Genomic DNA, 25,011 nt, shown 5'->3' on the forward strand with positions numbered 1-25,011 from the left:
CCGCACCGGCCGGTCGGGCTTTAGCTTGCTGAGCAGGTGGGGCTGAGGCTTCCGGCGGTGCCGTTGGCCTGGAAGCCGTACTCGGTGGACTGTCCGGCGCCGACCTGGCCGTTGTACGCCACGTTCGTCCAGTTCGTCGTGCCGGTGTTACCGCTGCGGTTGGCGTTCCACGCGTTGGTGACCGTCGCGCCGGACGGGAGGCCGATGCCGACCGTCCAGCCTCTGATGGCCGACGAACCGGCCGTCACCTTCACAGTGGCCACGAAGCCACCTGTCCACTGGTTCACCGACACCGTCGCTGTGCAGCCGCCCGTGCCCGGAGGCGGAGTCGTGGGCGGGTCGGTCGGCGGGTCGGTCGGCGGATCCGTGGGCGGATCCGTGGGCGGGTCCGTGGGCGTGGTGCCGTTGTTCAGGGCGGCGAGAACCGCGTCGTACGCCGGCTTCTTCGAGCCGTTGCTGTTGAACAGCAGCGGGGTCTGCGAAGCTCGCCAGGAGTCACTGTCGCGGATGCCCCACACGGTGATGCCGTTGCAGCGGGCCACGGCCAGGCAGTCCTCCACGACGCTGCGGTACGTGTTCGCCGACGCGCCCTGGATGTCCAACTCGGTGATCTGCACGTCCACACCGAGCGCCGCGAAGCTCGACAGCGTGGTGCGGTAGTTGCTCACGTACGGGGATTCGTTGTTGAAGTGCGACTGGAAGCCCACGCAGTCGATCGGCACGCCACGGGCCTTGAAGTCACGCACCATGTTGTAGACGCCCTGGGTCTTGGCGTGCGTCCAGTTGTCGGTGTTGTAGTCGTTGTAGCAGAGCTTCGCGCCCGGATCCGCGGCACGCGCCGCCCGGAACGCCGCCTCGATCCAGTCGTTGCCGGTGCGCTGGAGGTTGGAGTCGCGCCGGCCGCCGGAGCTGCCGTCGGCGAACGCCTCGTTCACCACGTCCCACGCCACGACCTGACCGCGGAAGTGGGTGGCCACCTGCGTGACGTGGTTGAGCATCGCCTGCCGCAGCGCGCTGCCGCTCATGCTCTCCATCCAGCCGGGCTGCTGCGAGTGCCACGCCAGCGTGTGACCCCGCACGCTCATCCCACGGCTGCGCGCGTGGTTGACGATCTGGTCCGCCGCCCCGTAGCTGAACTGATTCTGCTGCGGCTCGGTGGCGTTCATCTTCATTTCGTTCTCGGCGGTCACCATGTTGAACTCACGGTTCAAAATCGTGGTGTACGCACTGTCGGAGAGCTTGAATCCGGCAACCGCCGTGCCGAAGTACCGACCCTTCTCGGCGGCGGACGCGCCGAGCGTCGTCCCGGCGGCCGCGGGTGCCGTCGAGAACAGCGCCATGCCGGCGGCGAGGGCACCCGCGCCGGCCAGCGCGATGGCGGCTCTGGATGCCGCCTTCCATCTCGTACTTCTCATCGTGTGACTCCTTCTGAGGGTGGTGGGGTGGGAAGGGACATCAGGACACCGAACAGGCGGCACCGTTGAGGGCGAACGAGGTGGGCTTGCCGGTGCCGCCCTCGTGCGTGGCCTGGAAGCCGATCTCGACCGACGCGTTCGGGGCGATGGTGTTGTTGTAGGAGACGTTGCGGGCGGTCACCGCACCGCTCGCCGGGGCGTACTGCGCGTTCCAGCCGCTGGTGATGCGCTGTCCGCTGGGCAGCGCGAAGGTCAGCGCCCAGCCACTCACGGCGGTGGCACCGGTGTTGGTGATGGCCACGCTCGCGGTGAGGCCGCTGTTCCAGGCGTTGACCGTGTAACCGACCCGGCAGGCGCCCTCGGTCGGGGGCGGTGTCGTCGGGGGCGGAGTGGTCGGGGGCGGAGTGGTCGGGGGTGGAGTGGTCGGGGGTGGAGTCGTCGGCGGCGGCGTGGTCGGCGGCGCGGTGCCGTCCAGCCCGAAGAAGCGGATCACCTGCGCGGCGTCGACAGGCAGGTTGTGCGTGACACCCTGCATGCTGATCGCCTCGACCGGTGCCATCGGGCCGCTGCCGCCGTACCGGGTGCGGGTGTAGCCGGACTGCGGGGTGTCGGTGTACGTCGGGGTCTGACTCAGCCCGTGCACGTTGGTCCACTGCTTGACCTGCTCACCGAAGTTCGGGTAGCGCAGCGTCTCGTCGTTGGTGCCGTGCCAGATCTGCATCCGGGGCCGTTGGCCGGTGTAGCCCGGGTACGCCTCCCGGACCAGATCACCCCACTGCTGCGCGGTACGGATCAGTTGCCCGTTGGCGCACTGACTGTTCCACTCCGAGGTGCCGCCGGTGGCAAAGCAGGCGAACGGCACCCCGGCGAACGAGGCGCCCGCCGCGAACACGTCCGGGTAGACGCCCAGCATGACGTTGGTCATCATCGCCCCGGAAGAGGTGCCGGTGGCGAAGATCCGCGCGGGGTCGGCGGAGTAGCGCTGCCGCACGTAGTCGACCATCGACATGAGCCCGACCGGGTCGCTGCCGCCGCCACGGCGTAACGCCTGCGGCGAGTAGACATCCCAGCACTTGCTGCTGCGGGTCGCCGACGGGTAGATCACGATGAAGCCGTACCGGTCGGCGAGTGAGGCGTACTGGGTGCCCGAGTGGAACGCGGGGCCCGTCCCGGTGCAGTAGTGCATGGCCAGGAGAATCGCCGGTCGGGTCGCCACCCGGTCCGGGACGTACAGGTGCATTTGCAGGTTGGTGGGGTTGGTGCCGAAGTTGGTCACCTGCGTGAGCGTCGCCGCCGACGCGGGGGTGGCGAACGTCAACGCGGCGGCGGCCAGCGAAACGGCCGCCATGACGACGCCAAGCATTCTCGTCTTCAGTGTCATCGTCGCGATCCCTTGCGAAAAAGGCGCGTGGAAGGGGACTTAAGTCGAGGACTGCCCTTCGCCCGACCTTGACCGCGGCTCGCGTGACCATGTCAGCTTCGATCGAGCACACTCGATTGTCAAGACTTCCGGAAACCTTTCGCCGCAACGGTTCCGGTGGTCACCTGCGCAGAAATGGGCATCGGCGGACATGGTCAGCGCCGACGGGTCGCGATAAATTATCGGGACGTTTTCGGAAGCTGCCAGGCCACTGAGGCGCACGGCACGAGGGCGGCCCGACCGGATGGCCGAGCCGCGCCTCACCGCCGCTCAGTAGATGTCCCGCCCTCGCTCGTCCGGCACCCCGGACTTGCGGAAGAAGTACGTGTTGATCTGGTCGCGCCACTCGGTGGCGCAGCGCACCTGCTCGTCGAGGCGTTCGGCGACCCGCTCGTACACACTCGGGTCGATCATGCCGGTCAACGTCTGCCACTTCCGTCGCATCACCGTCACCTCCTCGACCCCCGCGAAGTGGGTGTCGTAGATGTGCTGGATGACTGTCGAGCCGCTGTGCAGCACATGCCCGTACGGCACGTGGTGGAAGAAGAGCAGCAGCTCGTCGGGGCAGGTCTCCAGTGACTCGTACACCTGCGCCCAGTACGGCGGGTACTGGCCGGCGAAGCCGGTGCCCGACGCGCGGCTGCGGTCCACGCCGACGCCGTCGCGGTCGGCGAAGTGGTAGGTGCCCCACCGCGTGTACTCGTATCCGTCGACGCCGGGGCCGTAGTGGTCGCCGGGGTTGACCATGAAGCCGACGCCCAGCGGGGCGGTGTAGCGCTCGTACGTGCGCCACGAGTCGTCCATGATCTCGTGCAGGGTCCGCCGCACCAGTTCCGCGTCGGCGGTCGCCGACGGCGGAAAGGTCAGCGTGATCCACTCGTCGAGGATCGCCGTCGGGTCCCGCCGAGGGTCCCAGGCCAGCCGGCCGAACGTGTACAGGTTGGCCTGTGCCAACGGATGCCCGGTCCAGAAGAGGTCGTCGCCGACGTTGGCGACGGCGACCATCCCGCCGCCCGCCGCCGACTCCCCCGTGACCACGTCGGCGATCGTCCGCCCGCCCGGCCCCCAGGGGGCGAAGCCAAGCACCTCACTCCACCACGGGCCGAGGTGGCAGACGTGCCGCTGTTGGCCCGTGTACTCCTGGGTGACCTGCAACTCCACCGCCAGCCGGGTCGCCGGCATCGCGGCGAGCACCGGCGAGACCGGCTCGCGGGTCTGGAAGTCCACCGGGCCGAACTTCACCTGGACGACCACGTTGGTGCGGAACCGCCCGTCGAGCGGGGCGAAGTGGTCGTACGCGGCCCGAGCCCGGTCGGTGGACCGGTCCCGCCAGTCCTGGTGGTGGTTGTAGACGAACGCCCTCCAGTGCACCACTCCCCCGTGCGGGGCGAGCGCCTCGGCCAGCAGGTTCGCCCCGTCGGCGTGGTCACGGTCGTACGTGAACGGGCCTGGTTGCCCCTCCGAGTCGGCCTTCACCAGGTAGCCGCCGAAGTCCGGGATGCGGTCGTACACCCGCCGGGTGGTAGCGGACCACCAGACCCGCACGGCCTCGTCCAGAGGGTCGGCGGTCGGCAGGCCACCGAGGACCACCGGCGCGGCGAAGCTGACCGACAGGTGCACCCGGATGCCGTACGGGCGCAGCGCGTCGGCGATCTCGGCCACGTCGCCGAGCCGTTCGGTGAGCAGCAGCGCCTCGGTACGGGCCACGTTGACGTTGTTCACCGATATCGCGTTGACCCCGCAGGAGGCCAGCAGCCGCCCGTACTCCCGCACCCGGGCCAGGTCGCCGCGCGGACGGCCGTCCTGCCAGAAGATCGAGCCGCCCGCGTACCCCCGTTCGACCTGGCCCATCACCGGGTGCACGGCCACGTTGTCCCAGTGGTTCAGCATTCGTCGGCGTAGCGCCGGCCGGTGCCGCTCCGGGGGTCGGGCCGGGTCGAAGGCCGCAGCGCAGAGCCGGACCACGTGGAAGAGCCCGTACAGCAGGCCGGCGGGAGCGTCGGCCAGCACCGCTGTCACGTCGCCGGCCCGCGCCAGCACGAAACCCTCGTCGCCGAGCGTCCCGCCGTCGCCCAGCTCGACCAGCGCCGCTTCACCGGCGGCGCGCGCCGCCTCCACCGCCGGGTTGGGCAGCTCAGTGGCATCGCGCAGGGCGAGCACCAGGTCGACGTCGACATCCCAGGACGGGGAGTGCCACACCCGTCCGCCGTAACGCGCGCACGCGCGCGAGACCTCGTTGAGGACGGTGTCGACGAGCAACCCCTCGCCGTGCAGGAGGATGCGGCGCGCGCCGAGCGACCGGAACGCCTCCGGGGGCAGCCAGGCCGGGTGGACGCGCGGCTCGTCACCGTCCATCGGCTCCTCGACGAACATCAGCTGCTCCAACTCCACCGACTCTTCGGCGTTCACCGGTCCTCCTCCAGCACGACAACCCCGTACGCCGGCAGCCGCAGGGCACCGCCGGCCGCCGTACGGTCGCCGGTGAGCAGGTCGACGCCGCCGGCCCGGGCGGTCACCTCGACCGGCTCGGCGCGGTGGTTGAGCAGAAACAGCAGCCGCGACCCGTCCGCCGCGACCCGCACGGCGGACTCCAGGTCCGGCACGTCCGGGTAGGGCCCGAGCAGGTCGTGCCGGGCGAGCACCTGCCGCACCACCCAGGACACCCCGGTCTGGTCCAGTCCGGCGGCCACGTACCAGCCGTCGCCGGCACCGAAGGAGTTGCGCGTCACCGCCGGCGTGCCCGCGTAGAAGTCGGCCTGGTAGGTGCCGACGACCTGCGCGCCCTGCGGAATCACCAGCTCGAACAGCAGTCGCGCGTCGACGTCGACCTGATCCACGCCGTCGCCGAGGCGGACCCTGTTGACCACCTCAGGGCCGCGGGCGTCCCACTCGTCGATCCGGACGCCCATGAGCTGCCCGAGCGGGCCCGGTACGTCCATCAGGAACGCCTGGTCGTTCTCGTCCACCCGGCCGGACAGGTAGGTGGTCAGCACCGACCCGCCGCGCGTCGCCACCGCCTCCAGCCGCTGCGGCAGGTCACCCTTGAGCAGGTGCAGGGCCGGGGCCACTACCACGTCGTAGCCGGACAGGTCGGCGGTCACCGCGACGACGTCCAGGTCCACACCGGCGTCCCAGAGCGCCCTGTGGTACGCGAGCACTACCTGCTGGTAGCGGATCAGCCGGGACGGGCCGTCGGACAGCTCCAACGCCCACCAGCTGTCCCAGTCGAACAGCAACGCCACCCGGGCCGGGGTGCGCGCGCCCAGCGATGCCGGGCCGAGCCGTTCCAGTTCGGCGCCCAGCTCGGCTACCTCCCGGAACACCCGGGTGTCGGAGCGACCGGCGTGCCCGATGACCGCACCGTGGTACTTCTCGCTGGCCCCACGGGAGGCACGCAGCTGGAAGAAGAGCACAGCGTCGGCACCGTGCGCCACGGCCTGCCAACTCCACAGCCGCATCAGCCCGGGGCGCTTCAACGGGTTGACGTCACGGCACGCGGTGAAGCTCGGGGTCTGTTCCATCAGCCAGAACGGCTGGCCGTCCTTGAGCCCGCGCATCAGGTCGTGGGTCAGCGCCATCCGGGCCGCCGACTCGTCGTCGGGCGGGTAGTTGTCCCAGGAGACGAAGTCCAGATGAGGAGCCCAGCGGTGGTAGTCGATCGGCCGGTACATGCCCATGAAGTTCGTGGTCACCGGCAGCGTCGGGCTGGACTCCCGGATGGCCGCCTTCTCGTCGCGGAAGTTGGTCAGCATCGCGTCGGAGGTGAACCGCAGGTAGTCCACTGTGATGCCCGGGAACGCGGTGTGGTCCGGGCCGCGCCAGTGCTCGGTCAGCGCCGACGGCGGCTCGATCTCGTCCCAGTCGGTGAAGGTGTGCGACCAGAAGGTGGTGTACCAGGCCTCGTTCAGCTCGTCGAGGGTGCCGTAGCGGTGGCGCAACCAGCTCCGGAAGCCGGACGCGCACAGTGCGCAGTAACAGGCGCCGCCGTACTCGTTGCCGACATGCCAGGCCAGCACCGCCGGGGTGTCGGCGTAGCGGCGGGCGACCCGGCGGGCCAGCTCGGTCGAGAGCCGGCGGAAGACCGGCGAGCTGGGGCAGGAGTTGTGTCGCTGCCCGAACCGGTGCTTACGGCCCTCGAAGTCGGTCCGGGTCACCTCGGGGTACGCCTTCGCCAACCACGGCGGGTGGGCTCCGGTGCCGGTGGCCAGGCAGATCCCGCGTCCCTCGGCACTGGCCCGCTCGACGATCCTGTCCAGCAACGCGAAGTCGTAGGTGTCCTCGGCGGGTTGGGTGAGCGCCCAGTCAAACACCCCGAGGGTGACCAGGTCGATCCGTGCGCTGTCGAAGAGACGGTAGTCCTGCTTCCACACGTCCTCCGGCCACTGTTCCGGGTTGTAGTCGCCCCCGAAGGGCACCTTGGCGCTGAGGGGCAGGCTCATGAGGTGAACTCCTTCCGGATCAAGTGGATCATCGGTTCGCTGATGCGCAGGTACGCCAGCACCGCGATCGACGCGAGCAGCATCAGCACCGCATCGGAGAAGACCGCTGTGATCCCGGCCGCCGCGGCCAGCAGCAGGGCGTTGCCGACGGAGACACCTGGGGTACGCACGAGGAAGTGCACGGCCAGCCGGAGCACGTCGCGGGTGCGGAAGTCGAACAGTGACGTGATCACCAGGGCGTTTGCCGCGCAGAGCGTCACTCCCACTCCGATCAGCACCAGTGGCACCGCCCACCAGCTCGACAGGCCGACCGCACCGGAGTAGGCGAGGTTCACGGCGAGCACTGTCAGCCACAGCAGCGTCGGGACCCAGACGCGCAGCACGCCGAGCCCGTTGGCCCGGTAGCCTCGCCAGAACAGGGCAGCCGGGCGCAGGTCGGTCAGGTCGGCTCGCTGGTGGCGCAGGGCGTACAGGGCGGCGGAGACAGCCGGGCCGACCGGTACCAGGAGAAGCGCGGCCAGCGGCAGGTTGCTGGGGTCGCGGCCCAGCACCAGCAGCGGGAGCAGGGCGGGCACTGTGACGAGCAGCAGGAGCAGCTCGACCGCGAGCAGGATGTAGACGCGTGAGGTGATCCGCGACAGTGGTCCGTCGCCGAACTGTCGCCGGGTCTGAGTCGCGCCACTCACGCTCGCTCCCTCCGGTCGACGTGGCCGATCCGTGGTCGTCGGAGTCCGGTCGGGCCGCGACAGGCCGCCCGACCGGACTCCGCTGATCAGCCGTTGTTCTTCTGGAACCGCTCGTACGCCTTGTTGACCAGGTCGATGTACTGGTCGGAGTTCTTGGCCTTCAGCTCGGCCACGTACGCGTCCCACTCGCTGAGCGGACGCTGCCCCAGGGCGAACTTCAGCGTGTTCTGAGTGACGAAGTCCTTCAGCGGGGTCTCCCAGAGCGACACCTGCTCGCGTTCCTCGTCGGTCAACGGGCGCGGCGGGGGGACCTCCCTCGGCTTGCGGGCGTCCATCACCTTCTGGAACTCCAACTCCTCCGGGGAGAAGAACCCACGAACCAGGTCGGGGGTGCCGCCGTAGGCGAAGACGCCGTTCTGGAAGCCGAACTCCTTCTGCAGGTGCTTGGGCGCCTTCGGGTGGAGCCCGAGGAAATCGACGTCGGCGGTGAGCGAGCGCTTGCCGGACGCGTCCTTGGTGAAGGTGGTGCCCTCGATGCCCCAGCGGGCGAACTCCATGCCGGCGTCGGAATACCAGAGCCAGTCGATGAACTGCATCATGGCCACGAAGTTCTTGCTCTCCCGGGCCTTCGAGGAGATCATGATGCCGTTCTCCAGCCGGGGGAACGGGTTGATCTCGCCGGCCGGGCCGATCGGCAGCGGGATCTTGGCCATCTTCGCGTTCGGCAGGGTCTTGGCCAGGTCGGGCCGGTGGTTGTTGACGAGCGTCTGCGCGTTGCCGGTGACCATGAAGGACTTCCCGTTGGCCAGCTTCTGCCGTGCCTGGTCATCGGTCTGGGTGAAGCTCTCCGGGTCGAGCAGACCCTCGGCGACGAGCTTGTGCAGGAACGTGACCATCTGCTTGTACTGGTCGGACGAGCCGGTGTAGTTGAACTTCTTCGCTGCCGGGTCCCAGGTGGCGTGCTGGAAGTCCCAGCCCGCGTAGGTGCCGTGGGCCGAGCCGAGGAGGTTCAGCAGCGCGCCGGTCGGATTGGGCTTGCTGAAGAGGTCCGAGTACGGGTAGACGTTCGGGTACTTCGCCTTCATCGCCTTCATCACGGCGTACAGGTCGTCCCAGGTCTTCGGGACGGGCAGGTTGAGCTCCTGCATGATGTCGGTGCGCACCAGCACCGTGTAGTCCTGGGTGGGCTTCTCGTGGACGCCGGGCAGCAGGTAGAACTTACCGTCGGACTGCCGCAGGTTGTCGATCTCCGGCTTGAGGTTCCACTTGGTGATCTTTTCCTTGAGGTTCGGCATCAGATCCAGGTAGTCGCTCACCGGGAGAATCGCCCCGGAGGACACGAACGCGTCCTCCTGCGGGTGGTACGTCTTCGGGATGATCAGCGGAGCGTCTCCGGCGCCGATCAGCAGGCTGCGCTTCTGCTCGTAGTCACTCAGCGGCACGGCCACCGGTTCGATCTTGACGTTGGTCCGCTTGGTGAGCTCCGACCAGAACAGCCAGTCTTCCTTGAGCGGGTAGAACGTGTGGTTGTTGTAGAGGGTGGTGAAGGAGAGCGCCTCGGTGGCCTTGAACTGGTCGCCGACGCCGTAGTTGGCCATCGCGCCGACCTTGTTCTCCGAGAGGTCGGTCGACTCACCGGGGTCCTCAGAACAGGCGGTGGCAAGGGAGAGCGCGAGCAGACCCGCTGTGGTCAATGCCACGCGGCGCCACGTCTTGTGGAGCATGGCTCGTCCTTTCGGTGGTGGGGATTCGAATGTGGAACGGTGCGGCGTCGACGTCACCCCTTGACCGCGCCGAGCATCACGCCGCGGACGAAGTAGCGTTGGACGAAGGGGTAGACCGCCAGGATCGGCAGTGTGGTCAGCACGATCGTCACGGCCTGGAGGGTGGCCGCGGCCTGGACCTTGTCGGCGTCGGCGGCGGCGGACTCGGCGCTGGTGGCTCCCGCGATGAGGTTGCGCAGGTAGACGGTTACCGGCAGCAGGTCCTGCCGGTCCATGTAGAGGAACGCGGCGAACCACGAGTTCCAGAAGGACACCGCGTAGAAGAGCACCATCGTCGCGATGATCGCCTTCGACAGCGGCAGCACGATCCGCAGGAGGGTGCCGTACGTGTTCAGCCCGTCGACGGCCGCGGCCTCCTCCAACTCGCTCGGCAGACTCTCGAAGAACGCCTTCATCACCAGCAGGTTGAACACACTGATGGCATTGGGGATCACCACGGCCCAGATGGTGTTCTTCATGCCCAGGCTGGTGACCAGCACGTAGTTGGGGATCAGGCCACCGGAGAAGAACATGGTGAACAGTGCGACACCGATGAGGAACGGGCGCCCCTTGAGCTGCGGCTTCGACAGCACGTACGCGTAACACGTGGTCAGCACGATCGAGATGAGCGTGGCGACCACCGTGTACACCACTGTGTTGCGGTAGTTCGTCCAGAACATCGCGTCCGACATCAGCAGCTTGTACGCGGTCAGGTCGAAGCCACGCGGGACGATGGTCACCTCGCCGGCGATGATGTACGCCTCTTCGCTGAGCGAGCGGGCCACGATGTTGAGGAACGGGTACAGCGTCACGACCACGACGCCGAGCAGGACGACGGTGTTGACCACCCGGAAGATCCGGTAACCCCGGCTGTCCACCGGCCCGCGCGTCTTCGGGGCGTCGATCTTCGTACCGAGGGTCACCACAGGCTCGTCCCCACAGTGCGACGGGAGATGACGTTCGCCGACAGGACGAGGATCAGCCCGATCACCGCCTCGAAGAGGCCGATGGCGGCCGCGTAGCTGAAGTTGCTCGACTGGAAGCCCATCCGGAACAGATAGGTGGAGACCACGTCGGCTGTCGGATACGTCAACGGGTTGTAGAGCAGCAGGATCTTCTCGAACCCGACCGCCAGGAAGCTGCCGATGTTGAGGATCAGCAGGGTCACCATCGTCGGACGGATGCCGGGCAACGTGACGTGCCAGGTCTGCCGCAGCCGGCCGGCGCCGTCGATCCGGGCGGCCTCGTACAGGTCCTCGTCGACGGTGGTGAGGGCGGCGAGGTAGAGGATCGTGCCCCACCCGACGGTCTGCCAGACCTCGGACGAGACGTAGATGGTGCGGAACCACTCCGGTTTCTGCAGGAACGCCACCGGGTCGCCACCGAACAAGCTGACGATCTGGTTGGCCGTGCCCTCGATCGAGGTCAACTGCATGACCATCGCCGCCACGATCACGATCGACAGGAAGTGCGGCAGGTAGGAGACGGACTGGACGAACCGCTTGAAGCGGCGGGCCCGGACCTCGTTGAGCAGCAGCGCCAGCACGATCGGCAGCGGGAAGCAGAACAGCAGGGTCAGCGTCCCCAGCACCAGGGTGTTGGTGAACACCTCCCAGAACGTCGGGTCGCTGAGGAACATCCGGAAGTAGCGCAGCCCGACCCAGTACTCACCGAAGATGCTGCCGCCCGGCTTGAACCGACGGAACGCGATGATGTTGCCGATCATGGGCAGGTACCGGAAGACCAGGAAGAACAGCAGCGGCAGGATGGCGAGCGAGTAGAGCTGCCAGTCTCGACGCAGCGCCTGCCGCCAACTGCGACGGCGTCGTGGCGAGCGCGGGGCAGGGCTCTGCGCCTGCTGCGGAGAACTCGGCGGCGCCGGCGGTGGTGGCCGCAGGGTGGATGTCATCCGTGGCCTCCTATGCCGACTGTGGAACGGCCACGAGGGGCTCGACCCGTACCGAGGTGAGCAGTTCCCGCTCGAAACCGACCTGGCGCTCGGCGCCGACCAGTCGCAGCGGTAGGGCCGCCGCCACATCGCCGCTCGACCGGCCGAAGCGCAGCTCGACGTCGCCGGGCTCGACGATCCGTTGGCCGGTCAGCCCGGTGAACGACGCCACGTCGGCAGGTACGCCGAACGTCACGTGCGCCACCTCACCGGGTGCCAACGGCAGCCGGGTGTAGCCGATCAGCCGGACCACCGGACGGGTGGTCTGCGCGACCGGGTCGTGCAGGTAGAGCTGCACGACCTCGGTGCCCCCCCGCTCACCGGTGTTGGCGACGGTGATCCGCACCCGCACCTCGCCGTCGACCGGCCAGGCAGTCGGATCTTCGCGCGGTTCGACCACCGTCGCGTCGGACCACTCGAAGGTGGTGTAGCTCAGCCCGTGGCCGAACGGGTACGCCGGGGTCGGGTCGATCGAGGAGACCTTGTTACGCCGGCCGAGCGGTGGCGCCAGGTAGGTGCTCGGCAGCCCGCCGGCGTCGCGGGCAACGCTGACCGGCAACCGCCCGGAGGGGTCGACCGCGCCGGTGAGCACCTCGGCGAGCGCCTGCCCACCGAGCTGACCGAGGAAGAACGCCTGCACCACGGCCGCCGCGTCGTCGAACTCCGGGCCGAGCGCGTACGGGCGGCCGGCCATCGACACCAGGACGACCGGGGTGCCGGTGGCCAGGACGGCGCGGACGAGGTCGCTTTGCACGCCGGGTAGTCGCAGGTCGACGGCGTCGCAGCCCTCACCGGAGGTGCCCCGGCCGAACATTCCCGCCCGGTCGCCGACGGCGAGCACGCACACGTCGGCGGCGGCCGCCGCGGCGACAGCGGCCGGGATGCCCGAGGTGTCCTCGCCGGTGATGGCGCAGCCCGGCTCGTGGGTGAGCAGCGGGACGCGTCGGGCCAACTCGTCGCGCAGGGTGGGGATGTCCAGGCCGAGCCCGAAGTCGCTGTGGTTGACGCCCACGTGGTTGGGGAACGAGTAGCAGCCGAGCATGGCCATCGGGTCGTCTGCGACCGGACCGACGAGGGCGACCCGGCTACCCATGGGCAGCGGGAGAACGCCGGTGTTGCGCACCAGGACGACTGACTCCCGGGCCAGACGCAGGGCGATGTCCTGGCTGGCCTCGTCGTCGAAACGCAGGGACGCGACGTCGTCGGGCAGTTCCTGCCAGCCCTCGTCGAGCAGACCGAGCTCGATCTTCTGGATCAGCACCCGACGCAGCGCGCGGTCGATCAGCGCCTCATCGACCTCACCGCGGCGAGCCGCCTCCACCAACGGCTCGCCGAAGGTGTCCACCGTGGGCAGCTCGACGTCGATTCCGGCCCGCAGGGCGAGCCGGGCCGCGTCGGCGGCATCCCCTGCGACTCCGTGCAGGGTCTGGAGGAACCGTACGGCGAAGTAGTCGGCCACCACGGTGCCGGTGAAGCCCCACTCGTCACGCAACAACCCGGTCAGCAGCCCACTGTCGGCCGCGACGGGCAGGCCGTCGATCTCGGCGTAGGAGTTCATCACCGAGCGGGCGCCGCCGAGGCGCAGCGCCATCTCGAACGGCGGCAGAATGACGTCGGCCAGCTCGCGGCGACCCATCGGCACCGGCGCGAGATTGCGTCCGCCTCGGGAGGCGGAGTAGCCGGCGAAGTGTTTCAGCGTGGCCACCACGCCGGCCCGCTCCAGGCCCCGCACGTAGGCGGCACCTGTCGTACCGACCAGGTAGGGGTCCTCGCCGATCGTCTCCTCGGTACGGCCCCAGCGGTAGTCCCGGGTGACGTCCAGCACCGGGGCGAGACCCTGGTGCACACCGGCTGCGCGCATCGACCGCCCGATCCGGTCGGCCATCGCCTCGACCAGTTCGGGGTCGAAGGACGCGCCCCAGCTCAGCGGAGTCGGGTAGACGGTGGCCCGCCACGCCGCGAACCCGGTGAGGCACTCCTCGTGCACCTGCGCCGGAATGCCGAACCGACTGGCGGCCACGATCTGCGCCTGGGAGGCCGCCAGCGACCGGGCCCCGAGGACCGGGTCGACCGGGGCGGTGCCGAACGGGCGGGTCAACTGGCCCAACCCGTACTGGATGACAGTGCTCCACGGCGGCAACTCGCTGATCATGTCCGACTGGTGCGGTGCGACGCCCTCGCCACTGGCGTCGGCACCGACCCAGACCCCGACGAGCTGGGCGATTTTCTCTTCGAGGGACATCAATGGCAGAAGCGCCTCGACCCGCTCGGTCGGCGACAGCCGCTGATCACGCCACGGCGCGGCGCCGCCGTCCCCGAGCGACTGACTTCTCATGCCCTGACCCCTTAGCTCCGGCCACATCCCCGCGCCCTGGTGGAACCAGCTCTGTGGCGGACGTTTCCCACGATCCGAAACTTTCCGGAAGCCTGCGTAACCTTTTCGGCAACCTAAGTGCCCCATCGATGCCTGTCAAGAGTCTCAATCGGACCACCAGGGGGTGTTTCCTGCACACCGTGACCCCACGATCGGCGCTCCGTCGCCAACAAGCCGCACGGTGTCCCGGGATTGCGCAGCCCGACTGCGGCACCCACTGGCGTGAATGTCTCATCATGTTAAAGTCGCCCGAAACTTTCGGATGTTGTATGAGGCCGCGATGACAGAGCACCGCCCGCTCGACCCACCCGCCTCCACCACCATCGCGACCATCGCCAACGATGTCGGCGTCTCGGTCGCGACCGTTTCCAAGGTCCTCAACGGACGCGGCGATGTCGCCCCCGGCACCAGAGCCCGGGTGGAGGCGAGCCTCGACCGCCACCAGTACCAGCGCCGCGCACGTCGACACGCGACAAGCGGCGGCCGTGTGGACCTCGTGTTCCACGAGTTCGACACGGGTTGGGCGATGGAGATCCTGCGCGGCGTCGAGGCGGTGACCTCCGCGGCCGGCATCGGGCTGTCGATCGCCCAACTCGACGGCGCGCACCGCCCGCCGGCACGATGGCTGGAGGCGTTACTCGCCGACCGCCCCCTGGGCGTGGTGTTCGTCCTCTCCCACCTGGCCGAGGCCCAGCAGCAGCACCTGCGCCGACAGGGCATACCGTTCGTCGTCGTCGACACCGACAGCGCCACCTCGGCATCCGTGCCGACAGTCGGGTCGAACAACTGGAACGGCGGCCTGCTCGCCGCCCGGCACCTGCTGGAGCTGGGGCACCGACGGATCGCCATCATCTCCGGGCCGCCCGACGTGCTGTGCAGCCGCGCCCGCGCCGCCGGCTTCCAGTCGGCCCACGACGAAGCCGGGATCGTGGTCGACCGCGAGCTGATCCGCTACGGCAGTTTCTCCGCCGGAGCGGGGCACGCCCACGGGCTGCAACTGCTCCAGCGGCCGGACCGGCCCACGGCGATCTTCGCCGGGTCGGACATCCAGGCCATGGGGGTGCTCCGGGCCGCCCGCCAGTGCGGCCTGCGAGTGCCCGAGGACCTCTCGGTGATCGGGTACGACAACCTGCCGGTCTCCGCCTGGACCGACCCGGCGCTCACCACGATCAACCAGCCGTTGCGCGACATGGCCGGCATCGCCACCCAGATGTTGCTCGACCTGACCAGGGGGAACGAGCCGGCGACCAGCCGGATCGACCTGGTGACCGAGCTGGTCGTCCGGGAGAGCACCGCGCCCCCCGCCCACCCGCACTGACCCCGGCCCCTGCGAGGACCCGTGCCCCACTCCGCCTCCACCGTCGACGACCTTCAGCGGTACGCACCCGAGGTCGCCGAACCCGACGACTTCGACGAGTTCTGGCGAGCCACGCTCGCCGAGGCTGCCGCCGTACCGGTGCTCGTCGACGTCCGCCCCGAACCCACCGACCTACGGCTGCTCGACTCCTGGGACGTCACGTTCGCCGGCTTCGGTGGTGACCCGGTCCGCGCCTGGTACACCCGCCCGGCCGGGGTCCGAGAGCCGCTGCCGGCGGTGGTCGAGTACGCCGGCTACGGACGCGGGCGCGGCCTGCCCCACGAGCGGCCGACCTGGGCGGTGGCCGGGTACGCGCACCTGCTGATGGACAACCGGGGCCAGGCGGGGCAGCACGGCGCCGGGGACACCCCCGACCCGCACGGCGCGCCCGGCGGGCCCTGGCCGGTCACCTGGGGGATTCTCGATCCGCGCACCTACCACTACCGCCGCCTGATCACCGACGCGGTGCGGGCGGTCGAGGCGGTCCGCGCCCTACCGGGGGTCGAGGGTGACCGGGTCACCGTGGTCGGCAACAGCCAGGGCGGTGGCATCGCCCTGGCGGTGGCGGGTCTCGTCGAGGAACTCAGCGCGGTGCTGACCACCGCCCCGTTCCTGTGCGACATGCGCCGGGCCGTCGCGCTCACCGACCTCGCGCCGTACGGCGAGATCGCACGGTACCTGGCGGTGCACCGGGAGGCCGAGGAGGCGGTGTGGCACACATTGTCCTATGTCGACGGGGTGAGCTTCGCGCGTCGGGCGACGGCGCCGGCGCACTTCGGGGTCGGCGGACGCGACACCGTCTGCCCGCCGCGAACCGCCTTCGCCGCCTACAACCAATACGGAGCCGCGAACGGGAGGCCGGTCCCGCCCGAGCGGGAGATGCACGTCTACCCGTTCAACGGCCATGAGGGTGGGGAGGCCGTGCACGTGCGGCGTCAGCTGCGCTGGCTGGGCTCGGTGATAAATACAGCGCGGGCCTGAACGGTCCACCCCTTCCTGGTCACGGCTCCAGCAGGCTCTTGACCGGGGCACACGCGCGGCAGGACCAGACGCGTACGGTGCCGTCGTCATGCGTCGAGACGAGCCGCTCGCCGTCCGGGCTGAAGTCGACGGTCTCCACGGAGGCGCCGAATCCGCCGAAGGTCACGGACTGGGCGGCCTCCGACGCGTGCCACAGCCGGGCGGTGCCGTCCTTTCCAGAACTGAGCACCCATTGCCCATCCGGGCTGAACGACACGTGCCAGACGGGACCCTCGTGTCCTCGCAACACCATTGGCGCGCTGCCGCTCGTGACGGAATGGATCTGCACGGTGCCGTCGAAGCCGGCACTCACGACCCGTTGTCCGTCCGGGCTGAAGGCCACTGCCCATACCAGTCCCTCGTGACCGGGAAGTAGCAGTGGTTCGGCAGTGCCGGAGGCGTCCCAGATCCGTAGGGTGCCCTCCGCACCAGCTGTGGCAACCTTCCTGCCGTCCGGGCTGAAGGCGGCGTACCGGATCTCTTCGGCGGCTCGATGGACCACCGGGGCACTCTGACCGGTGAGGTCCCAGATTCGCAGGCTCCTGTCGTTGCTGACGCTGGCCAGGCGACGGCCGTCAGGGCTGAAGTCGGCGATCCACGCCTGCTTCTCGTGCCCGCGAAGTACCACGGGATCCTGTCTGCCGGCGAGGTCCCAGACGCGTACGCTGCCGTCGCGGCCGCCGGTGGCCACACTCGTCCCGTCCGGACTCACAGTGAGACCGTAGACGTCGCCGTCGTGGCGGCCGAGTACCCGCGGCTCGGCCGGTGTGGCCAGGTTCCAGACCCGTACCGTGCCGTCCTCGCCGCCACTGACCACCCGCCGCCCGTCCGGGGTGAACGCGGCGGACCAGGTGGCCTTCTCGTGGCCCCGCAGGATCAGACGATCGCTGCCCGGGTCCCAGACCCGTAGCGTCCCATCATCGGCCGCGCTCACCAGCCGGGATCCGTCCGGGCTGAACGCCAACGCCCAGACCCGGTTGGTGTGGCCACGCAGCACCAACGGGTCACCGGTGCCGCTGGCGTTCCAGATCCGTACGGTCAGATCGTCACTGGTGGTCGCGAGCCACTGCTCGTCCGGGCTCAGCGCGAGCCCTTCCACAGTGCCCTCATGCCCACGCAGCACCACCGGGGCCGCCGACCCGGTCAGCGGCCACACCCAGGCCGTGCCGTCGGCGCTGGAGCAGGCCAGACGGGTGCCGTCCTGGCTGAACACCAACGTCCTGGTGGCCTCGCGTGGCCCGGTGAGAATCGTCCTGGTGGATCGCGCGGCCAGGTCCCAGAGGCGTACCGTCGCGTCGTGGCCGCTGCTGGCCAACTGGCGCCCGTCGGGGCTGAAGGCCACGCCGACCGCCACCTTGCTGTGCCCACGCAGCACCACCGGTAGGTCGTCGCCGCGGGCATCCCAGACCCGAACGGTGGTGTCCTCGCCGGCACTGGCGACCAACAGTCCGTCGGGGCTGAAGGCCACTCCCCAGACCGGGCCCACGTGCCCGCGTAGGACGATGGGCCCGGCGTTTCCATCGACCTGCCAGATCCGGACGGTGCCGTCCGAGCCGGCGGTGACCAGTCGCTTCCCGTCCGGGCTGAACATCGGGCTCCAGACCTGCCCCTCGGGCCCGCCGGTGAGAGCCAGTCCCGGTCCAGAGACGCCGTGGCCGGCCCAGGTCCACACCCGCACCTCGCCGTCCGTCCCGGTGGCCGCCACCCGCCTTCCGTCCGGACTGAACGCCACGCCCAATGCCTTCTGGCTGCTCATCGGCACAATCGCCTGCAGTCGGTCATCCACGGCAGCCTGGCGGAGCACCATCTCCGCGCCGACGGTCGGGCGGGTGGTCAGAGCGCGTCGGGCGAGGCGCTGCGCCTGCTGCGGATCGATCTGCAGTTGGTTGTTGGCCTCGACCGTCAGCTGCCGGGAAACAGCGAGGTCTCGTTCGGCGGCCGCCCGGTTCGCCTGCACCAGTGCCACTGCCGCGAGGACGCTCACCACGACAACGGTTGCCGCGAGCCCGGTCAACGCCATGCTGGTCCGCCGCCGTCGGGCTGCCCGGCGTCGGCTCTCTCGTGCACGGCTGGTCTCCAGAAAGTCCCGTTCCAGGTCACTGAGGTCCATCACCTGCTGCGTTCCCCAGAGCGCCAACTGGACCCCCCGATACAGGAATCCGTCCACGCGGTCGTGCCGATCCCACTCGGCGGCAGCCTCCGTCAGCCTGCGGTGGGAGCGCAGCAGCTCCCGATCTTCGGTCAGCCAGCGACGCAGCCGGGGCCACTCCTGGATCAGTGCCTCGTGGGCCACCATGACGCCCTTTTCGTCTGCGGTGACCAGCCGCGCGGCCGTCAACCTGCCCACCACCTCAGCCGCGGCCAATGGGTCTGCCCCGCCCACCAACTCGGCCAGGGGTGCCCGGCGTCGGGTGTCCTCGGTGCCGTCACCGAGGGCCGTCAGGCGCAGGAAGATGTCCCGGGCCAGCGCTCGCTGCCCCTCATCGAACTGCGCGTACACCCCCTCAGCGGTACGGGTGATGGCGCCATTCACCCCGCCCGATTCGCGGTAGTGGGCCAGTGTGATCCGCTTGCCCTGCCGCAGGCGCGACGTCTCCAACAGCGCGTGGGACAGCAGCGGCAGCGCACTCGTCTGACCGCCGACGTCCGCCACGGCCATCTCCACCAACGCCGGATCGACAAGCAGCCCGGCGCGCTCGGCGGGGCCGGTGATGGTTCGACGCAGATCCGCACCGTCCATCGGGCCGATCAACAGTTGGTGCTCGTGGAGAGCGGCCACCAAGGCCGGATGGGCGGCACACCGACCATAGAAGTCGGCTCGCACTCCCAGCACCACGCGGACCCTGGGGACCTCCGCCGCGGCGAGCAGCGCGGCGATGAACCCCGACCGCTCCTCTTCGTCGCGACAGAGGGTGAAGAGCTCCTCGAACTGGTCCACCACGATGAGCATGTTCGCCACCGATGGACGGGCGTCAAGAATGTGCTCGAGCGTCGCGCGAATGCTGGCCGGGTCATCGGCCAACTGACGCTGGACCGTTTCACGAGCCAGGTCCTGTTCCTTGACGAGCTGAAACGCGAGTTCTTCGATGGGATGTTCGCCGGGCGTCATCAGCACCGTGGCCCAGGCCGGCTGACCCTTCACCGGATTCTCGACCACGGCCGCTATCAGACCCGCTCGTAGCAGGGATGACTTGCCCGCACCGGACGGGGCGAAAACCGCGACGAATCGGAGGCGGGTGAGCATTTCACAGAGCTGAGCCACCAGGCGCTCGCGTCCGAAGAACCATTCCGAGTCTTGCGGCTGGAACGCTGCCATCCCCCAGTACGGCCCGCGGCTGCCCCCCGCCGTCCCGGCGGACGTCACGCTGGCGATCAGGCTGTGCCACCGTTCGGTCCATTCAGCCGGATCGCCCTCGCAGGCGGCCACGTACGCCAGCGTCACCTGAAGGCTCGGCACGGTCTCCCCGCTGGCCGCCTTCGCCAGGGTGGTCACCGAGAAGTGCGCGCGTCTGGCCAGTTGACGGTAGGTCGGCGAACCTGCCTTCGTCCGCAACTGGCGCAGGTCGAGCGCGAACCGCTCCAGCTCGCCTGCCTCCGGGTCGAGCGGCCGCTCAGGTCTGCCCACGATGTCCCCCGTCACGGAGTTGTTTGTCAGCCTGGCGACATGATTGGCAAACAATCCATGGAGGACTATATCTAGTTCCGTGGACGCCGATCGGCGAGTGTCGGGTAGCAGCCACAGCGCGACTAGGCGTGCGGCAACGTTCGACGACCCGACGCGATCGACGACACGGAGGAGGACTGGGAGGGGGTGTGTGATGCACACCAGAAACGGCATCGGTGTTGTTACCCGCAGCACTGATCGTCGTCCTGGAATCGGGGGGTGTCACGCAATCCCGGATTGGCGAGGGGGATTCTATTCGATTACGATTTCCCTATCACTCTGGCGACCAGCGCAAGTAACAAGACCAGTTCGGTCCGCATCGACTGCCAGTGCGGTGCGGCGACGGGGCGGCGACGGAATCCGTCGGCGCCCCGTCAGCTCGCGGAGGCGCGGTCACCGCTCCACGGCACGGTAGAGCCGGCTCACGGTCTCGGCCACGCAGACGGGCTTGCCGCCGCTGTCGCTCTCCACTGTGACCGTCACGACCAACTGCACGCCGCCGCTGACCGGCGACACGTCGGCGATGGTGGCGGTGGCGCGTACGGCGGCGCCGACCCGCAGCGGCGCGGGGAAGCGCACCCGGTTCAGCCCGTAGTTGACGCCCATCGCCACCCCCTCGACCCGGTAGAGCCCGCCCGCCAACGCCGGCAACAGCGACAGGGTGAGGTACCCGTGGGCGATCGTCCCGCCGAACGGCCCCGCCGCGGCTCGGACCGGGTCGAGATGGATCCACTGGTGGTCGTCGGTGGCGTCGGCGAAGAGGTCGACGCGGCTCTGCTCGATGCGCTGCCACGGACCAGGCCCGAAGCTCTCGCCGGTCGCGGCGGCCAACTCCTCGAACGAGGTGAAGACTCTCATGCCGGATCTCCCTACAGCTACTAGAAGGCGTTGACGCCGGTGAGCGCGCGTCCGATGAGGAGTTGCTGAATCTGGCTGGTGCCCTCGTAGAGCGTGGCCACCCGGGCATCGCGTAGATACTTGCCGACCGGATACTCGTCGATGTAGCCGTACCCGCCGAAGACCTGGACCGCGTTGTTGGCCGCGCGGACGGCGGCCTCACTGGCGAAGAGCTTGGCCATCGACGCCTCGGTGGCGAACGGCTGGTCGCTGTCGATCAGGTCGGCCACCTGCCACACCAGCAGCCGGGCCGCAGCGGTGTCGACAGCGATCGCGGCGAGCAGTTGTTGGACGAGTTGGTGTCCGGCGATCGGCTTGCCGAACTGGGTGCGCTGCCCGGCGTAAGCGACCGCCGCGTCGAGGCAACCCTGGGCGATGCCGACGCATCCGGCGGCCACCGACATCCGACCCTTGGCGAGGGTGGCCAGGGCCAGCCGGAATCCGGCGCCCTCGGCGCCGAGGCGGGCCGTGTCGGGTACGCGCACCTCGTCGAAGCCCAGCTCGCCGGTGGCCTGACCACGCAGGCCGAGCTTGCCGTGGATCTCCCGCCGGGTCAGCCCCGGGCTGTCGGTGGGCACCAGGAAAGCGCTGATTCCTCGGTGCCCGGGGGCCGCCGGTGCGGGCGAAGACCAGCGCGACGTCGGCGGTGGTGCCGTTGGTGATGAACGTCTTGGTGCCGGTGAGCAGCCAGTCGGTGCCGTCGCGGACCGCACGGGTGCGCAGGGCGGCCGCGTCCGAGCCGCTGTCCGGCTCGGTCAGCGCGAAGCAGCCGAGTGCGCTGCCGGCACAGAGCCTCGGTAGCCACTCGGCGCGCTGTTCCGCGCTCCCGTGCGCGGCGATCGACTTCGCGACCAGGCCGAGGGAGACCGAGACGATGCCGCGCACCGCCGAGTCGCCCCGGCCCAGTTCCTCCAGGACCAGGCAGTACGCGAGGTGGTCGCCGCCGGAACCTCCGTCGGTCTCGGCGATGGTCAGCCCCAGGAAGCCCAGGTCACCGAGCATGCCGACGATGGCGGGGTCGACCGATTCGCGGCGATCCCAGGCGGCCGCGTGCGGCAGCAGCTCGCGGTCGGCGAACTCGGCGGCCAGCTGGCGGACCGCCGCCTGCTCGGCGGAGAGGGTGAGGTCCATGACGCTCAAACTAGCGGTGATAGTTAAACGCGTCCAGACCGGACGTTCACCGGTCGGAGGCCAGACCGACGTGCCGCTCGGCGGTGAACGCGCGGGCCAGCTCGGTCCGCGAACGGATGCCCAGCCGGTGGAACACGTTGCGCAGGTGGTGATCGACAGTACGGGTGGAGAGGAACATCCGGGCGGCGATCTCCCGGTTGGTGGCGCCCTCGGCGACCAACTCGGCGATCCGCAGTTGCTGGCCGGTCAACAACCGCGCCGCGGGCAGGTCCGGCGGACCGATCGACTCCCCGGCCGCCCGCAGCTCCGTGGTGGCCTGCTCGGCCCAGCACTCCACCCCGAGCAGGCTGAACATCTCGCGGGCCTGGTGCAGGTGCGTCCGCGCGTCGCGAGGGCGTCGACTGCGGCGCAACTCCTGGCCGAAGAGCAGTTCGGTGCGGGCCCGCTCGAACGTGCCGGCCTCGGTCGGGTGCAGGCGCAGCGCCGCCCGGAAGTCCCGTTCCGCATCGGCGCCGCCCCGAGGGGCGAGCAGTGCGTGACACCGCGCGGACAGGGCCCGGCGCAACGGGCTCGCCGTGCTGCTGGCCCACCTGTCGAACGCGGCGAGCGCGGCCGTCGCCGCCGGCCGGTGCGCCAGGTGCGCCGCCGCCTCCACCAGGTACGGGGTCGCCATCACCTGCACCAGGACCTGACCTCGACGCGTGCCGAGCCGGGCCAGCGACGCCAACCGTTCCGCGGCCTCGGCGTGCCGGCCGTCGACCAGGTCGAGCACCGCCAGGGCCCACGCGGCGAGCGCGTGCGGGCGGCTGCCCGGCGTCGGCGACTCGCCGATCTCGCGGATCCGCCGCAGGCTGGTCTCCCGATCGGCCCGGATCGCGGCGAGGACGGCGAGCATGCCCAGATGGACGTTGGCGCAGTTGACCTGCCCGGTTGCCCGAGCGACGCGCAACCCGTCGCGGGAGGTCTCCGCCGCCGCCTCGTGTCGACCCAGCCAGTACTCGGCGACCGCCCGCAGCTCCAACGCCCGCGACAGCATGGACAGCTCACCTCGTTCCCGGGCCAGCTCGACGGCGCGTTCGGCGAGCCGGTGGGCCGCGCCGTCCACGGCCACCAGCAGCCCGGCCGCCGCGGCGCAGCTGAGCGCGGTGGGGGTCAACGCCCAACCGGTCAGCCGGTCGCCCAGCACCACGGCGCGGCGCAGCGCGGGCCCGGCTCGCTCGTGGTCGCCCCGCAGAGTCGCCGCCACCCCGGCGATCAGACAGCCCATGACCTCCAGGGCCGGCGGGTCGTCCGGGCGCCGCAACGCCAGCGCCCGGCGGCCGACCTCGGCGTACCGGTACTGGTCGCCGGTGAAGCAGACCGCCTCACCGGCCCGCACCAGCCCGGTCAACGCCAGGGCACGGTCGGTGCCGTCCACCGCCGCGGCGGAGGCCAGCAGCGTGGCCGACGCACTCGACGCGGTGCCGCAGCGCAGCTCCAGCTCACCGCGGAGCAGGTCGGCGCGGCTTCGAACGACCGGGTCGACGCAGACCGCGCGGAGGCGGTCGAGCAGCAGCCGGGCCTCGTCGGGTTGCCCCCCGGCCCAGGCGTACCGGGCGGCGGTCAGCAGACGGGTGACGGTCAGCCTCGGCTGGTCGCTCAGTTCGGCGGCCCACCGCAGGGCCACCGAAGCGGCGGCCCAACCGTCGGATCCGCCGACCGCCGCCTGTTCCAGCTCGGCGGCGAGGACCGGATCGGCACCCGCCGTCGCGGCGGCGAGGTGCATCGCCCGGCGGAGCCGCTGCCCGTCCGCTACCAGCACCTCGGCGAGCAGTCGGTGCGCCGCGCGCCGCTCGGCGAGCGGCGCGCTGGCCGCGATCATCGTGCGCACCAGCGGCTGCGGAAAGGTGACACCTCGTTGCTCGACGCGGACCAGGCCGGCGACCTCCGCCGGTGCGAGCGCCTCGACCTCGGCGCCGGCGGCCGACGCGGCCCGGATCAGGGTGCCCGGCTCGCCGTCCTCGTCGAGCGCGGCGAGCAACAGCACCCGTCGGGTCTCCGGGGGCAGCCGGTCCAGCCGGGCGCGGTACGCGCGACCCAGCGCTCCATCCGCCGGTGGCGCGGCGGGCAGCGACTCCTCGCCCCGCCACTGCCCCGCGGTGAGCACCTCGGCGAGGTCCACCAGGGCCTGCGGGTTGCCGCCGCCGATCGTGGCCAACGCGGTAAGGGCCGACGCGGCTGGCCGGTCGGGGAGCCGGTCGACGCCCTCACGCCCGGTCAGCCGGTCGAGTCGATCGGTGAGGACGGCGCTGCTCTCGTGCTCGGTCAGCGCGCGCAGTCGGTGTGCCGGTATCCCGTCGAGGTTGGCGGTGACGTCCGCGGTGAGCAGGACGGCGAGCGGTAGGTGCCGCAGTCGGCGGGCCACGAACGCCAGCACCTGCGCGGTCTGCGGGTCACCTCGGTCGATGTCGTCCATGGTGGCGAGCAACGGCCGGTCCCGGGCGGCGGCGGCGAGCAGCCCGAGCACCGCCATCGACAGGGTCAACTGCCTGTCGGCCGGGCAGCTCTCCCCGGCCAGTGCCCGCCGCAGCAGTTGCCGCTGCTCCCCAGGGAGCGAGGCGGCCCGGTCGAGCACCGGGTCGACCAGACGTTGCAGGCCGGCGTACGGCAGGGCGGCCTCCTCGGCGAGCCCGCTGCCGGCCAGCACTGTGCAGCCACCCTCGGCGTGCCGATGGGCGTAGCCGAGAAGCGCTGTCCGGCCCGATCCGGGCTCTCCGCGCAACAGCAGGGCACCGCCGGCGTTGGTCATGCCGTCGAGCAGGCTCCGGACAGCCCGGCACTCGTCGTCCCGGCCACGCAGCACGGTTAGTTGCACTCTTGATGCAGTAACCATGCCTGCCAGTGTTACCCATCGGAAA

General features: G+C 70.1%; 15 protein-coding genes and 1 pseudogene. 2 read left to right on the forward strand and 14 right to left on the reverse strand.

Going from position 1 to position 25,011, the window contains the following annotated elements:
* Positions 1–20: 20 nt before the first annotated feature.
* From AB0C20_RS06555 to AB0C20_RS06595, 9 genes are all read right to left on the reverse strand, one after another.
* Positions 21–1,415: an endo-1,4-beta-xylanase gene (locus tag AB0C20_RS06555; protein WP_357180187.1), complete on the reverse strand. Its 1,395-nt coding sequence runs from the start codon at positions 1,413–1,415 to the stop codon at positions 21–23.
* A gap of 40 nt (positions 1,416–1,455) precedes the next feature.
* On the reverse strand, positions 1,456–2,796 hold the full coding sequence (locus tag AB0C20_RS06560) for a PHB depolymerase family esterase (protein ID WP_357567530.1): 1,341 nt from the start codon (positions 2,794–2,796) through the stop codon (positions 1,456–1,458).
* 309 nt (positions 2,797–3,105) lie between these two features.
* The gene (locus tag AB0C20_RS06565; RefSeq protein WP_357180179.1) at positions 3,106–5,244 is read right to left on the reverse strand and encodes an alpha-glucuronidase; all 2,139 of its coding nucleotides are present in this window, start codon (positions 5,242–5,244) and stop codon (positions 3,106–3,108) included.
* Entirely contained in the window at positions 5,241–7,274 is a 2,034-nt protein-coding gene (locus AB0C20_RS06570; RefSeq protein ID WP_357567531.1) for a beta-galactosidase, read from the reverse strand. The genes AB0C20_RS06565 and AB0C20_RS06570 overlap by 4 nt, the downstream gene beginning before the upstream one ends.
* Positions 7,271–7,960 carry a DUF624 domain-containing protein gene (locus AB0C20_RS06575; protein ID WP_357180172.1) on the reverse strand — a complete coding sequence of 230 codons (690 nt, stop codon included), beginning with the start codon at positions 7,958–7,960 and terminating at the stop codon, positions 7,271–7,273. Before AB0C20_RS06575 ends, AB0C20_RS06570 begins: the two co-directional genes overlap by 4 nt.
* 86 nt (positions 7,961–8,046) lie before the next feature.
* The gene (locus AB0C20_RS06580) at positions 8,047–9,684 is read right to left on the reverse strand and encodes an extracellular solute-binding protein (protein ID WP_357567532.1); all 1,638 of its coding nucleotides are present in this window, start codon (positions 9,682–9,684) and stop codon (positions 8,047–8,049) included.
* 53 nt (positions 9,685–9,737) lie between these two features.
* Positions 9,738–10,646 carry a carbohydrate ABC transporter permease gene (locus AB0C20_RS06585; protein WP_357180166.1) on the reverse strand — a complete coding sequence of 303 codons (909 nt, stop codon included), beginning with the start codon at positions 10,644–10,646 and terminating at the stop codon, positions 9,738–9,740.
* Positions 10,643–11,632 carry an ABC transporter permease subunit gene (locus AB0C20_RS06590; RefSeq protein WP_357180163.1) on the reverse strand — a complete coding sequence of 330 codons (990 nt, stop codon included), beginning with the start codon at positions 11,630–11,632 and terminating at the stop codon, positions 10,643–10,645. Before AB0C20_RS06590 ends, AB0C20_RS06585 begins: the two co-directional genes overlap by 4 nt.
* A gap of 10 nt (positions 11,633–11,642) precedes the next feature.
* Positions 11,643–14,006, reverse strand: a complete 2,364-nt coding sequence (locus tag AB0C20_RS06595; protein WP_357567533.1) for a glycoside hydrolase family 3 N-terminal domain-containing protein — start codon at positions 14,004–14,006, stop codon at positions 11,643–11,645.
* Between the two features lie 319 nt (positions 14,007–14,325).
* On the opposite strand from AB0C20_RS06595, the gene AB0C20_RS06600 reads away from it, so the two are divergent.
* Together AB0C20_RS06600 and AB0C20_RS06605 are read left to right on the forward strand one after the other, a co-directional pair.
* Positions 14,326–15,363: a LacI family DNA-binding transcriptional regulator gene (locus AB0C20_RS06600; protein WP_112698181.1), complete on the forward strand. Its 1,038-nt coding sequence runs from the start codon at positions 14,326–14,328 to the stop codon at positions 15,361–15,363.
* Between the two features lie 21 nt (positions 15,364–15,384).
* Positions 15,385–16,383 (forward strand): acetylxylan esterase, encoded by a 999-nt coding sequence (locus tag AB0C20_RS06605; protein WP_357567534.1) that lies wholly within the window; start codon positions 15,385–15,387, stop codon positions 16,381–16,383.
* A gap of 19 nt (positions 16,384–16,402) precedes the next feature.
* Here AB0C20_RS06605 and AB0C20_RS06610 read toward each other — a convergent pair whose 3' ends face one another.
* From AB0C20_RS06610 to AB0C20_RS06630, 5 genes and pseudogenes are all read right to left on the reverse strand, one after another.
* Positions 16,403–20,047 (reverse strand): hypothetical protein, encoded by a 3,645-nt coding sequence (locus AB0C20_RS06610; RefSeq protein WP_357567535.1) that lies wholly within the window; start codon positions 20,045–20,047, stop codon positions 16,403–16,405.
* 432 nt (positions 20,048–20,479) lie between these two features.
* Positions 20,480–20,944, reverse strand: a complete 465-nt coding sequence (locus tag AB0C20_RS06615) for a MaoC family dehydratase (RefSeq protein ID WP_357180149.1) — start codon at positions 20,942–20,944, stop codon at positions 20,480–20,482.
* Positions 20,945–20,964: 20 nt separating this feature from the next.
* The gene (locus AB0C20_RS06620; protein WP_357567536.1) at positions 20,965–21,561 is read right to left on the reverse strand and encodes an acyl-CoA dehydrogenase family protein; all 597 of its coding nucleotides are present in this window, start codon (positions 21,559–21,561) and stop codon (positions 20,965–20,967) included.
* Between the two features lie 85 nt (positions 21,562–21,646).
* Positions 21,647–22,114, reverse strand: a pseudogene (locus AB0C20_RS06625) (acyl-CoA dehydrogenase family protein); the annotation flags it as partial.
* Between the two features lie 46 nt (positions 22,115–22,160).
* Positions 22,161–24,986 carry an AAA family ATPase gene (locus tag AB0C20_RS06630; protein WP_357180143.1) on the reverse strand — a complete coding sequence of 942 codons (2,826 nt, stop codon included), beginning with the start codon at positions 24,984–24,986 and terminating at the stop codon, positions 22,161–22,163.
* Positions 24,987–25,011: the final 25 nt, after the last annotated feature.

The sequence above is a fragment of the Micromonospora sp. NPDC048843 genome, assembly GCF_040649965.1.
Lineage (GTDB): Bacteria > Actinomycetota > Actinomycetes > Mycobacteriales > Micromonosporaceae > Micromonospora > Micromonospora hortensis.